Raw genomic sequence first — 15,105 nt, forward strand, 5'->3', positions numbered from 1 at the left:
ATACCGACATGAAACGGTATAACTTGAGGTTCAAAGACGGCAGTGACAGTACATATCTCTGTGAATAGTGAAGTATTACAACGTGCTCAACAGCAAATCCAACAGGATCTGAAAATTGCCCTAGATGCTTTTTTCATTCCAGAGCCTTTGAAAAGTGCTGTAAATCATGCAGTCATGTTAGGTGGAAAACGGGTTCGTCCAGCTTTAGCGTATGCAACAGCAGAATTAAGTGAAGATCATAAAAATTTTGCTGCTGTGCGACGTGCAGCAGTTGCAGTCGAGTTAATTCATTGCTATTCACTTGCTCATGACGACTTACCATGTATGGATAATGATTTGTTGCGTCGTGGTCAACCAACTTGCCATGTTGCATATGGTGAAGATACAGCACTACTTGCGGGAGATATCTTGCAGTCGATGGCATTTGAGGTTTTAGGAAGTCGCCTTTTTGATACACAAGTCACTGTAGATCCTTCTATTGTGTTGAAGCAAATGCAGATATTGGCGACATCATCTTCTAAGATGGTTTGTGGTCAAGTCCTAGATTTGCAAGCGGAAGGCAAGAAAATTGATCAGGAAGCATTGGAAAATATTCATCGTAATAAAACTGGTGCACTGATTCAGGCGGCAATCATGATGTCAGCAGTGACAGTGATGGACGGTGTAGATGCAGGCATTCCAAAATTGCGTGAATTTGGTCAAGCATTAGGTTTAGCATTTCAAGTTCAAGATGATATTTTAGATATAGTTTCAGATACTGAAACGCTTGGAAAGACCGCTGGAAAAGATGAACTTGTCGAAAAATCGACATATCCAGCTTTATTGGGTTTAGATGCTGCAAAAGAATATGCAAATAAGCTTCATCAGCAAGCGATTAGTGCTTTAGATTATTTTGGTGATTCAGCATCTGAACTTAAACAGATTTCAGCTTTTTTACTTGCTCGAAAGAGTTAAAAAAAAGAGGACTGAATGTCCTCTTTTTTATTTGTTATTTTGTCGCTTTATATAATCGGTCTGCTTCGTCAAATCGGTCAGTAACATCAGAATTTGGTTGCTTACCTAATAAACTCACAACAATGATTGCGATGAGGGAGCAAATAAAGCCAGGAATGATTTCATAGATTCCAGTATCAGCCCAAATATTTTTCCATACAATAACGGTCACTGCACCAATGATCATCCCCGCCAAAGCGCCATTTAATGTCATGCGTTTCCAGAATAAAGACAGAATAATGAGCGGGCCAAATGCTGCCCCAAAGCCTGCCCAAGCGTAGGCAACTAGACCAAGTACTTTAGATTCAGGGTTTGACGCTAAAACAATCGCAAGTAAAGCTATCAGTAGCACCATCAAGCGACCCACCCAAACCAGTTCTTTTTGAGAAGCAGTTTTACGGATGAAAGATTTATAAAAATCTTCGGTTAAAGTGCTTGAACATACAAGAAGTTGACAACTCAATGTACTCATTACCGCAGCCAAAATTGCAGCTAATACAATGCCTGCGATCCATGGGTTAAATAGAACTTTCGTTAACTCCATAAATACAGTTTCAGGGTTAGCATTCACAATATTAGCGAACTGTGGATTTTGCTGAAAATAAGCAATACCGACATATCCAGCAGCCACTGCACCACCAAGGCACAGAATCATCCAAGTCATACCAATACGACGAGCATTAGGAATCGATTTAACTGAATCAGCAGCCATAAAACGTACGAGAATATGAGGTTGTCCGAAATAGCCTAAACCCCAAGCCAGTAATGAAATAATTGCGACGGTACTTAAGTTACCCATTAAACTGCTTGCTTCTGGTCGCGCTGCTTCAAGTGCTAGATTCACTTGAGATAAATCGGAAAAAGTCAGTAAAGCCACGATGGGGGTAAGCAATAAGGCAAAAATCATTAATCCCGCTTGGATGGTGTCTGTCCAAGAAACAGCTAAGAACCCACCAATAAAAACGTAACTGATCGTTGCAATTGCACTAATCCAAAGGGCAGTGCTGTAAGAAAGATCAAACATACTTTCAAATAATCGAGCGCCTGCCACCATGCCTGAAGCACAATAAATGGCAAAGAAGATTAAAATGACAAATGCAGAAACGATTCGTAGAATTTTTTTCTGATCATTAAAACGATTGGAAAAGTAATCTGGGAGTGTAAGGGCATTGTGTTGAACTTCAGTATGAACTCTGAGACGTCCTGCTACTAACAGCCAGTTGAGCCATGCACCAATAATTAAACCAATTGCAATCCACATTTCTGATAGACCAGAAAGATAAATAGCACCTGGCAAACCCATAAGTAACCAGCCACTCATGTCAGAAGCACCAGCTGAAAGGGCTGTTACAAAACTTCCCAAACGTCGTCCACCCAAAATATAATCTGAAAAGTTCGTGGTCGCTCGATACGCGATTAAACCAATCACGACCATGGCGACAATATAGAACAAGAAAGTGATTAAGGTGGGATCAAAGGTGCTCATACAATTTCCATGATGCAGTTAGACGATAGATTGTTTTCATGCAATCTTTCAGGATGCGAAATTTAACCATAAATTTAAAATAAATGCTGAAGAATTGAATCTTGAGTCATATCAATAACAAAGGCAGCCGAAGCTGCCTTTTTAAATTTTGAAGAGTGTTTGAGCGATTTAAGGATTATTACGACCCATTACCCCACGAATCGTATTCATGATGTCAGCAGGCAATACCACAGTTTTAGCATTATTAGATTTAGCCATATCCTGCATTGCTTTTACATATTGTTCACCAAGTAGATAAGCGACAGGGATCTCTTTGTCGCCTACAGCATTGGTAACCATATTAATGGCTTTTTCTGAAGCTTCAGCGAGTACAACTTGAGCCTCAGCATCACGACGTGATGCTTCAAGACGACCTTCAGCTTCAAGAATCGCAGCTTGTTTTTCACCATCAGCACGTGTCACTGTCGCACGACGCTGACGTTCAGCTGCGGCTTGGGCTTCCATTGCGGATTGCATTGTACCTGATGGTTGAATATCTTGGATTTCAACCGTTTTAAGCGTAATTCCCCAATCTGAAATATCATCAGAAATTGCTGCTTTTAGCTTCGCTTTAATGTGATCACGTGAAGATAAAGCATCATCCAAGTCCATTTCACCTACGATTGAACGTAAAGAAGTTTGGACAAGGTTTTGGATTGCCCAAGTATAGTTTTCGATACCGTAGACTGCTTTTTCTGGTGTAGTAATGTTGATATAGGCAACAGCGTTCATTAAAAGAACTGCGTTATCTCTTGTAATCACTTCCTGAGATGGAATATCGAGAACGATATCTTTTGTCGTGACTTTATATGCGACTTCATCAACATAAGGAATCACAAAGTTTAGACCTGGACTTAAGGTTGTATGGTATTTACCCAGACGTTGTACGATCCATTTATAGCCTTGAGGAACAATACGAACCCCTTTAAAAATAGTGATCCCGACGAATGCCAAAAATGCGATGGCAATAATTGAACCAGACATTTCTACTCCTTTAAGAATTATTGTTTATAACGGTGAGTTGAGGTTATTGTGCGCTTGAACGACCAGCTCATTACCTAAAATATCTGTAACTCTGACACGATCACCGACCTGAACAGGGTTCAGTGTTCTGCAATTCCATTCGTCAGAGCCGAGAACTGGAAGCTGAAACCGAACTTTGACTAATTCAGGTTCATGACCAATTTGAATCACCATCCCAACTTGTCCGATTGTCGCTTCACGTGAGAGCCCCGCTTTAGTCTTATCAACGGAAAGTGGTTTAATAAATTTAAACCAAATCACCGTACATGAAATCGATAGGACAACCCATAAAATAATTTGAGCTGGAAGCCCCATAGAAGGAAATAGCCACACCAGTATGCTAATAATGACTGCAGCTATACCAAACCACAGTGCAGCAAAGGCCGGTAAAATGAGCTCAGACAGGATGAGCAAAATACCTAATACAAACCAATGCCAAGGTTCAATCAATAAGTCCATACATCTACTCTAATCGTTATCTTGTTATAGACGAAAACATCTATATCAAGATAACAGACTAGGGCAGAGAAGCCTATAAAAAATGCTTAAAAGCGAGCTGTTGGTGCAGGTTTGAAAGCAGCAGGAGATTTTTTGAAATTGGCAATTGCGGTATCTATTGATTTAATTTTCAGTTGCGCTGCTTTCTCACCTTCAAGTATTGCCTCATTGCTGGCTTTCAAATCCAAAGTTCCTAAATGGCCAACTTTTGGCTGAATCACGACTGTAGCTGCATTGAGTTCAGTATTGATACTTTGTTGACCCATAATATTAATCGTTTGATCCAACAGTCCCCACATGCTCATCGGCTTATTGCCTGCAGGGCGTGCAGAAATATCAACTGCTATCACAATATCTGCACCCATATTTTTGGCAGTTTGAACTGGAATTGGACTCACGAGTCCACCATCAACATATTTGGTTTTGCCAATCGTTGTTGGAACAAAGACGTTAGGGATACTACATGACGCTCTTACGGCTTGACCTGTATTACCTTTGACGAAATCAGCGCGTTTACCATTATCTAAACGTGTGGCAACTGCAGCAAATCGAATCGGGAATAGTTCAATCGGTTTGTTCCCAACCTGTCGATTGACATAATCTTGGAGCTTTTGACCGAGGACCACACCCTGTCGATTTAAAGTTAAATCACGAATATCGGACTCTTTCAGTTGAAGTGCAATTTGCTGTAGTTGATAGGGAGATTTGCCTGAAGCATAAATACTACCGACAAAACTTCCAGCACTTGTACCCGTAACAATTTTGGGTTTTATACCATGAGATTCTAAAACCTTTAATACACCAATATGCGCAAAACCTTTTGCACCACCACCGCCTAGAGCAATAGCGATCACTGGCTCGCGTGCTTGAATTTGAGTGGATTGTGTAGGATTTTTTACAGTAGAGTTACAGCCTGATAGCGCCAATAAACTCAGGCCAATGAAGCTGATTTTGGGAAGATTGAGGAGCAATGACATAGACATTAATCTGCTAAAAAGTGTCAAAATTTTAGGCATATCTCAACAGATTGCTGTCTATTTTTCTAGCATTTTTACAAAAGTTCTTTAAAGGGTAATGCTAAACGATTCATATTTTTAGGAGAAATTTTTCCACGATAATATTCTAATATTTTGTGCAGATCAGATTCATAGTCTCCCGTCATTTCGAGGCTTCCTAAACATCGAATGATTTTATGATCATAATCAAATGCAAACATTACCACTGGTATATTTGCACCTAAGGCAATGTGATAAAAACCGCTGCGAATGTTTTTAGCACTTTTTCGTGTACCTTCAGGTGCCATTGCCACCCAAATTCTATCTCGTTTATGAATAGCTTGAACAATTTGTTGAGTCAAGCCTTGGGGGGTATCGCGTTTTACCGGAATCACCCCGATCCATTTGAGTAAATGTTTGAGTGGAGATTTGAACAGACTATCTTTTCCAAAGATTGTGACTTCAATGCCAATGCCAAGCATCGCGAGAAAGGCATACAGTCCATCATAATTTGATGTATGGGGGGACACAATTGCGACAGCTTTGGGAAAATTTGGAAATTCTCCTTCAAAAGACCAGCCTTGTCGAAGATAAAGCTGTTTGAACGCTGCTCGACTCAACTTTGAACCGCGTTGAGGAACTTGTGATGGTGATTTTGGAAATCTATTGTTCATTGTGCGTTGTATAATTGCTTTTTAAACTTATTATAAAGACCTTGTGTATGAGATACATTGGCAGAATAAGAATCAAGTGACAAGGACATCTCAATACGGATTGATTAAGAAAACATCAGTTGCAGGATACCTCTTTCATGTCACCAAATACCAAAATGTATGTGCTTTTATTTTCACTCTATTGGGCGCAAGGATTGCCAGTAGGATTTATGACACATGCTTTGCCCGTGATTCTGCGTGCTGAAGGTGTTTCCTTAACGCATATTGGTGGATTTGGATTGCTGATGGCTCCGTGGGCACTCAAAGTTTTATGGGCTCCATTGGTTGATCGCCTTCATTTGTTCAATCAAGGGCATTACCGCAGTTGGATTATACCCACTCAGTTACTCACAATTATCACATTGATTATCTTATCATTTATCCCCATTCAATCACTGAATCAACCTCAATATCTCTTTGGATTTTTCGTGGCATTGTTGATGATGAATAGTTTCGGAGCGACTCAAGATATAGCAACCGATGGCTTAGCTGTGAATATTCTAAAAGGTGAACAACAGCATTTAGGCAATATGTTCCAAGTGATTGGTTCAAGGTTGGGCTTTATTGTGGGAGGCGGTGCGATATTGTGGGTATTAGATGCATTGACTTGGCAAACCACTTTTTTATGCTTGGCTATTTTGGTGGCATTTAATACGCTACCCGTATTATTGTATCGTGAGCCTCAACATACTTCACAAAGCATCAATAATCATCAAGATGATGATTCATCATCTAAAACTCAAAGTTTCGTGAAAGCTTTAAGTCATTACTTAAAATATTTTTTTCAAAATCGAGAACTCAGACTTTGGTTTTTTGTATTGTGTAGCATTAAAGTGACGGATGGATTGTCTGGACCTATTCTTAAACCATTGTTGGTCGATTTAGGACTATCTAAGACGCAAATTGGTGTCAATGTGACCATGCTTGGAGCATTTGCTGCTTTGATCGGAGCAGGTATTGCAGGTTGGCTACTTAGGTTTTATTCGCGTCAAAGTGCTTTAATTACTTTTTCACTGCTTAAATTATTGAGTCTCATTGGATTTGCATGGTTATCGCATTATGAGGCTCGACCTTCTGAATTGAACGTCGTGTGGATCTATATCATCAATGCTTTAGAAGATATGTTCGCTGCGATGTTATTGGTGATTATTCTAACCTTGGTGATGCAATACAGTCGGAAAGAATTTGCAGGAACAGATTTTACTTTCCAAGTCGCATTGATGGCTTCTATTGCGGGAGCACTGTATACCTTGAGTGGCATATTAGGCGATTGGCTTGGTTATACCTCATATCTCATTTTGATCTGTATATTAGGATTATTTTTGTTCATACCAATTTTAGTATGGAGTCGGTATACAGTTCAAAACAAACATCCATGGAATTAGTCTGTAATCTATCTTTTATTCATTTTCATGCTTAGGATGAAATAAAAAGGAATAATCGAGATTGCGGAGAGTTGATAGCATGGGCAAATGAATACACTCCTCTAAGCACTATGAAAATTCAAGCTGTTATTTTTGATTTGGACAATACACTGACACACCGAGATTTAAGTGTTCAAACTTTTAGTCGGGCATTATTTAATACTTATAAACAGCAAATCGATCAATCTGCCTCGTCTGCGCAAGCTGAGATTCTCGAAACGATTCGATATATTGATCATGGTGGCTATCCCATCCGAGAAAGAATGACTGCACCTACCATTGGTGGTTCCGTCGCTCATGCATTACTCAATCAGTTGAAATGGAAAAAAGCACCAGAATTAGATGAATTAAGTGACTATTGGTTTAATCAATTTGGACTAAACGCAGTCATGATGCCAAATGCTATTCAGACGCTTGATCAGCTTAGAAGCGAGGGATTTAAGTTGGCAATCATTTCGAATGGAGGACATTTCACTCGACACAAAATTATCGAAGGTTTAGGAATCGCGCATTATTTTGATGTAATCATGAGTTCTGAGAAGGCAGGTGTGTCAAAGCCTCAAGCAGAAATATTTCATATGACTTGTCAACAATTAGGAATTGCACCTGACCATTGTCTTTATGTTGGTGATCATCCAGTGAATGATTATTGGGCTGCTACTCAGGCTGGATTAGATGGGCTATATTTGGCGGGGTTCCACCAATCCTTGGCTGAACATCAACCGCCCTTAAATAAAACAATTCAGACTTTGCCTGAAATTTTAGCGTATATAAAACAAGTCAATGCATGATGTAAATGATGAATTTTTGAGACGATCAGCTTGATGCAGTGTAATATAAAATGATCAGTTCAAAATGCATGCAATAAACTACTGTGGTTGATTGAGCGTATTAGGGCTGAGCGATCTGCACTCGATTAGGCTCATCATTTATGTACAGCATTGTTTTATCCTTAGTGCCGCTGATAGGACTCATATTAATTGGATATTTTCTTAAACAGAAATCATATTTAACAGACGAGTTTTGGGCGGGTGCAGAGAAACTTAACTATTTTGTGTTTTTTCCTGCCATGCTTTTTGGTAATTTGGCTCAAGCTGATATTCATATGGAGATGGTGAGTAAAATTTTAGTCATTTTACTCGTGGTCTTTCCAATTGCTTGTGCGGTTTTATATATTTTAAAAAGAATTTTTCAGACCCCAACACGAAGATTTGGAGTCTATGTTCAAAGTAATGTACGTTTTAATACCTATATTGGTTTAGCAGTTGTTGCTTCGCTTTTTCCAGCAGAAGGCATGACGATTTTTGCATTACTGTTGGCGATCAGTATTCCTGTTGTGAATATCATCTCGGTATTGGCACTGACCGATGATGAAAATATGAATTTTCGCGCAGTGATTATATCGTTACTCAAAAATCCTTTAATTTTAGGTTGTCTGGTTGGGGTGCTCTACAATGTATCCGGGCTGCCATTATGGAAAGGTGCAGAGTCATTAATTTACCAACTTGCGATATGTAGCTTACCTATGGGACTAATGTGTGTCGGTGCTGCATTGCAATTTGTGGCTCTTAAAAAAGAATCATTACCTCTAATGATCAACACGCTATCGCGTTTATGTTTAATGCCGATTTTGGCTTGGCTGGTCTGTAAAATGCTGGGCTTCAATGCTTTAGAGACGCAAATCTTTATTTTATATTTTGCATTACCAACGGCTTCAGCTGCTTATATTCTGACAAAAGTATTGGGTGGTGACAGTCAATTAATGGCTGGCATAATTAGTCTGCAAATTATCGGTGCTGCAATCACACTACCCATCGTTTTGACTTTAATATTGCACTAAAACTCAGAAGTATAATTCCAAATATTTAGAATCATTTGAAAGTTTATCGATTCAATTTGAATTAGATTATGTATTTGTGTTGAATTATGAGAAAATGCAAGATTAAGTTGAATTGAAGTACTCCCATGACACACCACAATGCTGAATCTTTAAGTGATATCGAAATTTTAGATATTTTGCAGTCAATGAAATCTGACGAACTTAATGTTGAGGCGAATAAACTGATTCGAAGTGGTGGTAAAGAGGGGCGTCAGGAAGCACATAAAAAAGCCTTGGTTGCATTACATCAATCTTTTGAAGAAAAGTTTGTTGAAGCAGTGACACTTGCGCTAGGCTTAAATGAAGCACAAGCAAAAAAAATTAAATATAAAAAAGACAGAATTCGTATTCTTAAAGCGCGTGGTATTGATTATCTTGAGATTGATGGTGCTGAAACAGCACAAGTTTTATCGCAGGTTGCACAGGCGATTACACGTGAAGAAGCAATCGTAACACATGATCTACACAATATTTTTCCATTTTGGAAAGAAGGCTGGCCAATGGTTCAGTTAGATAATGCGTATGCTATTTTAGCTGAAGATATCGATATTCATTATCAAGCAACTTTAGATAAACTTTTAGAAATCTATGATCGCTAATACTTTATTATTCAAGTTAAACAAAGAATTGAAAACGTAGTTTAGCGAACCAAGTGACTGAAAACCGATTTAAGCAAAGGCTTAAATCGGTTTTTTTACTTTTATCAGTAGCTTATATTTTGAAAGCAGAATAAAAAATCTTAACAGACTCAAATATGTATGCTGAGATTGTTAGACATTTCAAGAGTTCTATGCATTGTTGGTCTGTTATTATTAAGCAATATTAAAAAATAAGGATAACTATAATGATGGGTCTTTCAATTGGTCATATCGCACTATTTGCCATAATTATTTTGGTCATTTTCGGTACAGCTAAATTAAAGAATTTTGGCAAAGATGTCGGCGGCGCTGTAAAAGATTTTAAAGATGCTGTTCGCGAAGATAAAAAAGACACTCATCAATAATCTTTTTTAAACAATATTCAAAGCAATATTGTGGTGTTTTAACCTATGTTTGATGTTGGGTTTGGAGAACTACTCTTTCTTGGACTGATTGTAATTGTGGTCTTGGGTCCTGATCGTTTACCCGATGCGATTCGTTTTGCGCTTCGAAGCTTGAAAAAAATAAGTGAAATAAAATCCGATATTAAACAGAAAGTAGATCTAGAACTTGAGCTTCATCAACTTCGTGAAGAATTAAAAGACGAAATTCAGAATGTTAAACAGCTTGAAACTCAAATGCAGGAATATTTCGCGCATCTAGATGATCAAATTGATCAGAAACAAAAACAATATTTCCCAATACAAAAGTTTTATGTTCCAGCACCTTATAAAACAGATTTTCTAATGACTCATTTAGCGCATTGGTCGTGTGTTGATATACATGTAATGGGAGTGAGATATGTCTGAAACTTCCGACCTCAAAAAAACACTGAGTCATTTTTCTGATTATTTTGAAGAATTTAGGCGAAATTTAATTCATGTCGTTATCGGCTTTTTAGTTATTTTTGTTGGATTAGTGCCATTCGCGAACAAAATTTATAACGCGATCGCACTGCCTCTACAAGCTAAATTACCTGCAAATGCGCATATGATTGCGACAGATATTACCAGTACATTTGTAGCACCCATTAAGTTGGTATTTTTTGTCACGCTGATCATCCTTTTTCCTTTTATTTTTTATAAATTATATGTTTTTTTAAAACATGCGCTTTATCTGAAAGAACGTAAAATTTTCTTTTTCTTTTTTCCCTCAAGTATTGTGTTGTTTTACTCGGGCATTGCACTGGGATACTTTTTTATTCTGCCCGCTGTATTGGGATTCTTTATTGGAGTTTCGCCAGATAGTGTGACCCCTATGACAGATATTCAACAATACTTATTGTTTTGTATTAAGTTTTTCTTCGTCTTAGGGCTGATTTTTCAAGTGCCATTGGTCATTATGATCACGGTGTATTTTGGATTAGTAGACATTGAGACCATCCAAAAAAATAGACCTTACATTTTTATCTTTTGTTTTTTTATTGCCATGTTTGTAACGCCGCCAGACATATTATCAATGGCGATTGGGGGCACAATGATCTATCTATTATTTGAAATTGGGCTGTTATTTTCAAGAATATTGAGTCAATCGAATTATCAAAATTAATGTTAAATAAATCACAAAATAATTAAATAGTGTCATACAGTTTTCATTATAGATACACAATTCATTCTGTATATTAAAAAGTGCTTAACAAAAGTTAGGTGTATCTAACATAAATTCTTTATAACGAGGTTTTAATCATGAGCTTAGTAGAATTAAAGCAAGAAGAAATCAATGAAGTATCTGGTGCTGGAACATTGATTGGTGACTCAATCATCCACGGTGTGAACTTATTCAATCAAACACTTAATTCAAAACTGATTTCATCAGTTGGTGTTGTATTTAGTGCAGTAGGTTTAGGGCTAGTACACCAAGCTGCTGATACTACTGGTTTAGTGGCATCAAAAACATTAATTGGTCTTGGTCGTGCACTTGGTGGCGATGTAGCTGAAACTCCAAACCATTACGAAAAAGAAAAGGCAGAAGGTCAATATAAACTTCTTCCGACTTTAAATGGCGTTCGTGCTTGGCTTTCATAAGTTTTAAATAAAGTGTTAAAGGCAGACTGGTCATGAGTACTGGTCTGCTTTCAGTAACAGAAATAATAAAGCTAAACTTTTGGTGGCTATAACAATGCAGAATTCATCAGAACAAATAGATCACGATAAAAGAAACTTTCTAAAAACAATGGGTAGCTTAGCTGCTGTTGGTGCTGTTTCAGCATGGCTTCCAACACAAAAGGCAGAAGCTTGGTTTTTTCCTTTACAAGAAAGATTAGTAAATTTCCCAACTGAAATCTCAATTTTTAAACAGAAATATGAAAATTGGTCTGGGGAATCTCGTTATGAAAATGCATGGACAGCATCACCGAGAAATCAAGAACAAGTTTTAAAAGCCATTAACTGGGCATATCAAAATGGCTATAAAGTCAGACCCAAAGGGATGTCACATAATTGGTCACCTTTATTGTTGGATGATCAAGACAAGATTACTAAAATTTTATTGATTGATATGCCAACGCATATCAACAAAGTCAGTATTGATGCAAAAGGTATTGTGACTGCCGAAGCAGGCATTCAAATGGAAGCATTGTTAACCGCAATGGAATACCGTAATCGTGGATTTGTAGCAGTGCCCGCACCTGGAGATTTAACTTTGGGTGGTGTGTTGGCCATTGATGGTCATGGCACAGGTGTACCTGCCGTAGGGGAAATAAAACAAGAAGGTCAAACTTATGGTTCGATCAGTAATTTAGTGGTATCGATCACTGCTGCTGTTTTCGACCAACGAGAAGGTCGATATGTTGCGAAAACCTTCCTGCGAAATGATCCAGAAATTGGTGCATTTTTAGTTCATATAGGTCGTGCATTTATTTTATCTGCACAATTACAAACGTCAAAAAATCAATATATTCGTTGTGAAAGCTATACCGACATTCATATCAATGAGCTATTCGCTCAAGATAAGCATGCTGGACGTACCTTCTCTCATTTTCTGGATAAATCTGGTCGTGCAGAAGCAATTTGGTTTCCATTCACCGATTATCCTTGGTTAAAAGTTTGGACTGTTACTCCGTATCGTCCTTTGACTGCTCGACAGACAGTCAAACCATTCAATTATTGGTTCTCAGATAATTTGATCAAACCTATTACTGATTTGATTCATAAAATCATCGTCAATAAAAGTACTTATCTCACGCCAACCTTCGGTTTTACTCAGTATGAAATCTCTAAACTAGGTTTAAATGGTACGCCATTATCTGGAATCACGACGATTTTGACTGGTGGTTTGGCTTCCACTCAAACTTATGATTTATGGGGAACGTCAAAAAACGTTTTACTGTATGTCAAACCAACAACTTTGCGTGTTACGGCAAATGGCTATGCTGTCATTACCAGTCGTGCAAACGTTCAACGGGTTATTGCTGATTTTTGTGATTATTACGGCATTAAGATGAAGCAATATCAAAAAATGGGTCGTTTCCCAATGAATGGACCTGTTGAAATTCGAGTTACGGGCTTGGATCATCCAGAAGATTCAATTGTTCACGGCGCTCAAACAGCAGCATTATCAGCCATTAAACCTTGTCCTGATCATCCTGAATGGGACTGTGCCGTTTGGTTTGATATTTTAACCTTGCCAGGTACGCCATTCTCAGCGCAATTTTACACAGAAGTTGAGGAGTGGATGTCACAACGTTATCAAGGTGATTCTTTGATGCGACCAGAATGGTCTAAAGGGTGGGGCTATACCAATCAAAAAGCTTGGGATAGTTCAACTTATATCGATTACGAAATTCCACGCGTCCATGCTCAGGGTCAATCTAATCATTTAACCATTCAGTCGAGTAGTCATATTTTAAAGCAATATGATCCTCATGCTTTGTTCACAGCACCTTTAGTCAATCGAGTTTTGAAATAAAACAAGATGAACGCTTCGTTTTTAATCTATTGAAATCAGTATCCAACTGAGTTTATTCAAAGCAGATTTAGCTGAGCGAAGTGTGGGATAGAACAGGAGACAACACAGATCATGACTATTTTATTGAAAACTTTTGGTTTGTGTTTGTCTCTTTTAAGCACGCTGTTGAAATGTAGTCAACTTGATGAAAATTCAATATAAAAACCCGTACTTGAAAAATTAATTACAAATATATATGACAAATAAGCTGTTTAGAGACAAAGCGATTGATGCACAAAAGTCAAAGTGGATTGGTGAAGTCATTTTGATTCGACCATTTTCATTTACGGTACTCACGATTGTTGTCGCCATTTTTACTGTTTTATTAGTGAGTTTTATTTTTTTTGGAAGCTATACGAAGAGGACGAGTGTTAAAGGATTATTGATTCCTAATACAGGTTTAATCCGAGTTTATAGTGCTGAAGGGGGTACAGTCAGTGAAAAATTCGTCAAAGAAGGTCAATTAGTGGAGAAAGGGACACCATTAATTACATTAAAAATGACGCGTTATAATAGTACAGGTAACTATAATGAGTCTGTACAAAAACAAATTGAGTTAAAAAAACAAAGTTTAGATACTGAAAAAAATAAACTAAAAGACTTACATTTAAATAATGTTCAACAATTAAATGCAGAAATTCAATCTATACGTTTAGATTTAATAAAATTAGATGGCTTAATTGCCGAGCAACGCCAACGTCTAGCACTTGCACAAGAAAATGCACATCGTTATCGAGATTTAAAAGATAAAGAATATATTTCGATTGAAGAATATCAACTGAAGCAAGATAACTATATCAGCCTAAAAGTTGCATTACAGAGTTATGAGCGTGAAAAAAATACTAAACAAGCTGAATTAGAAAATAAATTATTGGCTCAGCAAGGACTAGCATCGAAGTTGGAAAGTGAGCTGACTTTGGTCGATCGTCAATTAGCTTCGAATCAGCAAGAATTTTTAGAAAATAAAGCGCGGGATAGTTTGCTATTACAAGCCAATGCGACAGGAAAAATAGCATCGATTAATGCAGAGGTTGGTCAGTTTATTTCTCCTAATATTCCTGTTATGAATATTGTTCCGACGCCTTCTTATTTAGAAGCACATCTTTTTGTACCCAGTTCAGCAATTGGATTTATAAGGACTGGTCAAACCGTAAAACTTCGTTTTCAAGCCTATCCTTACCAAAAATTTGGTCAAGGTGAAGGTGTGATTCATTCAATCTCAGCGACGACGATGAACCCACAAGAACTGACCAATTTAGGCGAGTTAAGTCAGGGTGTAACACTTAACCAAAGTGAACCTGTGTATTTAGTCAAAGTCAAATTAGAACAACAGTTTGTAAAAGCCTATGGTGAAAGTAAGCCTCTTAAAGTGGGCATGGCCTTTGATGCAGATATCATGCAAGAAAAAAGAAAACTATATGAATGGGTACTCGAACCGTTATATAGCATCACTGGCAAGATATAAGAAGAAA

Annotated in this window: 15 protein-coding genes and 1 pseudogene; 11 read left to right on the forward strand and 5 right to left on the reverse strand. The window is 37.7% G+C overall.

From position 1 onward, the window contains the following. The first annotated feature begins 42 nt into the window (after nucleotides 1–42). Nucleotides 43–954 (forward strand): polyprenyl synthetase family protein, encoded by a 912-nt coding sequence (locus AC1M9E_RS03525; protein ID WP_092767007.1) that lies wholly within the window; start codon nucleotides 43–45, stop codon nucleotides 952–954. 34 nt (nucleotides 955–988) lie between these two features. Here the strand turns inward: AC1M9E_RS03525 and putP are convergent, their stop codons facing one another. The 5 genes from putP to AC1M9E_RS03550 form a co-directional block, all read right to left on the reverse strand. Continuing rightward, nucleotides 989–2,479, reverse strand: coding sequence for a sodium/proline symporter PutP (gene putP / locus AC1M9E_RS03530; protein WP_092767008.1), 1,491 nt, complete (start codon nucleotides 2,477–2,479; stop codon nucleotides 989–991). Nucleotides 2,480–2,647: 168 nt separating this feature from the next. Further along, nucleotides 2,648–3,502: an SPFH domain-containing protein gene (locus AC1M9E_RS03535; protein ID WP_035268029.1), complete on the reverse strand. Its 855-nt coding sequence runs from the start codon at nucleotides 3,500–3,502 to the stop codon at nucleotides 2,648–2,650. Nucleotides 3,503–3,526: 24 nt separating this feature from the next. Continuing rightward, the gene (locus tag AC1M9E_RS03540; RefSeq protein ID WP_092767009.1) at nucleotides 3,527–4,000 is read right to left on the reverse strand and encodes an NfeD family protein; all 474 of its coding nucleotides are present in this window, start codon (nucleotides 3,998–4,000) and stop codon (nucleotides 3,527–3,529) included. Nucleotides 4,001–4,086: 86 nt separating this feature from the next. Next, a complete protein-coding gene (locus AC1M9E_RS03545) occupies nucleotides 4,087–5,016 on the reverse strand; it encodes a patatin-like phospholipase family protein (RefSeq protein WP_481595096.1) in 930 nt (309 codons plus the stop codon). Between the two features lie 74 nt (nucleotides 5,017–5,090). After that, on the reverse strand, nucleotides 5,091–5,708 hold the full coding sequence (locus AC1M9E_RS03550) for a lysophospholipid acyltransferase family protein (RefSeq protein ID WP_488225034.1): 618 nt from the start codon (nucleotides 5,706–5,708) through the stop codon (nucleotides 5,091–5,093). Between the two features lie 137 nt (nucleotides 5,709–5,845). Here AC1M9E_RS03550 and AC1M9E_RS03555 point away from each other — a divergent pair, with 137 nt between their 5' ends. The 10 genes and pseudogenes from AC1M9E_RS03555 (at nucleotide 5,846) to AC1M9E_RS03600 (ending at nucleotide 15,098) form a co-directional block, all read left to right on the forward strand. Continuing rightward, a complete protein-coding gene (locus AC1M9E_RS03555; protein ID WP_481607709.1) occupies nucleotides 5,846–7,132 on the forward strand; it encodes an MFS transporter in 1,287 nt (428 codons plus the stop codon). A 110-nt stretch (nucleotides 7,133–7,242) separates the two neighbouring features. Continuing rightward, nucleotides 7,243–7,962, forward strand: a complete 720-nt coding sequence (locus tag AC1M9E_RS03560) for an HAD family hydrolase (protein ID WP_481589115.1) — start codon at nucleotides 7,243–7,245, stop codon at nucleotides 7,960–7,962. A 140-nt stretch (nucleotides 7,963–8,102) separates the two neighbouring features. Beyond that, complete coding sequence (locus AC1M9E_RS03565; protein WP_481590505.1) at nucleotides 8,103–9,011, forward strand: AEC family transporter; 909 nt, start codon at nucleotides 8,103–8,105, stop codon at nucleotides 9,009–9,011. Between the two features lie 125 nt (nucleotides 9,012–9,136). Further along, the gene (locus AC1M9E_RS03570) at nucleotides 9,137–9,649 is read left to right on the forward strand and encodes a hypothetical protein (protein WP_488225035.1); all 513 of its coding nucleotides are present in this window, start codon (nucleotides 9,137–9,139) and stop codon (nucleotides 9,647–9,649) included. Between the two features lie 245 nt (nucleotides 9,650–9,894). Continuing rightward, a pseudogene (gene tatA / locus AC1M9E_RS03575) lies at nucleotides 9,895–10,044 on the forward strand (twin-arginine translocase TatA/TatE family subunit); the annotation flags it as partial. A 54-nt stretch (nucleotides 10,045–10,098) separates the two neighbouring features. Then, a complete protein-coding gene (gene tatB / locus AC1M9E_RS03580) occupies nucleotides 10,099–10,497 on the forward strand; it encodes a Sec-independent protein translocase protein TatB (protein WP_051586589.1) in 399 nt (132 codons plus the stop codon). Then, entirely contained in the window at nucleotides 10,490–11,236 is a 747-nt protein-coding gene (gene tatC, locus AC1M9E_RS03585) for a twin-arginine translocase subunit TatC (RefSeq protein ID WP_051586588.1), read from the forward strand. The genes tatB and tatC overlap by 8 nt, the downstream gene beginning before the upstream one ends. A 137-nt stretch (nucleotides 11,237–11,373) precedes the next feature. Further along, entirely contained in the window at nucleotides 11,374–11,712 is a 339-nt protein-coding gene (locus AC1M9E_RS03590; protein WP_035268003.1) for a hypothetical protein, read from the forward strand. Nucleotides 11,713–11,806: 94 nt separating this feature from the next. Further along, nucleotides 11,807–13,594 (forward strand): cholesterol oxidase substrate-binding domain-containing protein, encoded by a 1,788-nt coding sequence (locus AC1M9E_RS03595; protein ID WP_481607708.1) that lies wholly within the window; start codon nucleotides 11,807–11,809, stop codon nucleotides 13,592–13,594. A gap of 235 nt (nucleotides 13,595–13,829) precedes the next feature. Next, complete coding sequence (locus AC1M9E_RS03600; protein WP_481607707.1) at nucleotides 13,830–15,098, forward strand: HlyD family secretion protein; 1,269 nt, start codon at nucleotides 13,830–13,832, stop codon at nucleotides 15,096–15,098. Nucleotides 15,099–15,105 lie beyond the last annotated feature (7 nt).

Source organism: Acinetobacter sp. 24-47-47 (assembly GCF_057737035.1).

Coding starts and splice junctions, on each gene's coding strand:
- putP (WP_092767008.1), bottom strand. CDS start 2,479: ATGAGCACCTTTGATCCCACCTTAATCACTTTCTTGTTCTATATTGTC.
- AC1M9E_RS03535 (WP_035268029.1), bottom strand. CDS start 3,502: ATGTCTGGTTCAATTATTGCCATCGCATTTTTGGCATTCGTCGGGATC.
- AC1M9E_RS03540 (WP_092767009.1), bottom strand. CDS start 4,000: ATGGACTTATTGATTGAACCTTGGCATTGGTTTGTATTAGGTATTTTG.
- AC1M9E_RS03545 (WP_481595096.1), bottom strand. CDS start 5,016: ATGTCATTGCTCCTCAATCTTCCCAAAATCAGCTTCATTGGCCTGAGT.
- AC1M9E_RS03550 (WP_488225034.1), bottom strand. CDS start 5,708: ATGAACAATAGATTTCCAAAATCACCATCACAAGTTCCTCAACGCGGT.
- AC1M9E_RS03555 (WP_481607709.1), top strand. CDS start 5,846: ATGTCACCAAATACCAAAATGTATGTGCTTTTATTTTCACTCTATTGG.
- AC1M9E_RS03560 (WP_481589115.1), top strand. CDS start 7,243: ATGAAAATTCAAGCTGTTATTTTTGATTTGGACAATACACTGACACAC.
- AC1M9E_RS03565 (WP_481590505.1), top strand. CDS start 8,103: ATGTACAGCATTGTTTTATCCTTAGTGCCGCTGATAGGACTCATATTA.
- AC1M9E_RS03570 (WP_488225035.1), top strand. CDS start 9,137: ATGACACACCACAATGCTGAATCTTTAAGTGATATCGAAATTTTAGAT.
- tatB (WP_051586589.1), top strand. CDS start 10,099: ATGTTTGATGTTGGGTTTGGAGAACTACTCTTTCTTGGACTGATTGTA.
- tatC (WP_051586588.1), top strand. CDS start 10,490: ATGTCTGAAACTTCCGACCTCAAAAAAACACTGAGTCATTTTTCTGAT.
- AC1M9E_RS03590 (WP_035268003.1), top strand. CDS start 11,374: ATGAGCTTAGTAGAATTAAAGCAAGAAGAAATCAATGAAGTATCTGGT.
- AC1M9E_RS03595 (WP_481607708.1), top strand. CDS start 11,807: ATGCAGAATTCATCAGAACAAATAGATCACGATAAAAGAAACTTTCTA.
- AC1M9E_RS03600 (WP_481607707.1), top strand. CDS start 13,830: ATGACAAATAAGCTGTTTAGAGACAAAGCGATTGATGCACAAAAGTCA.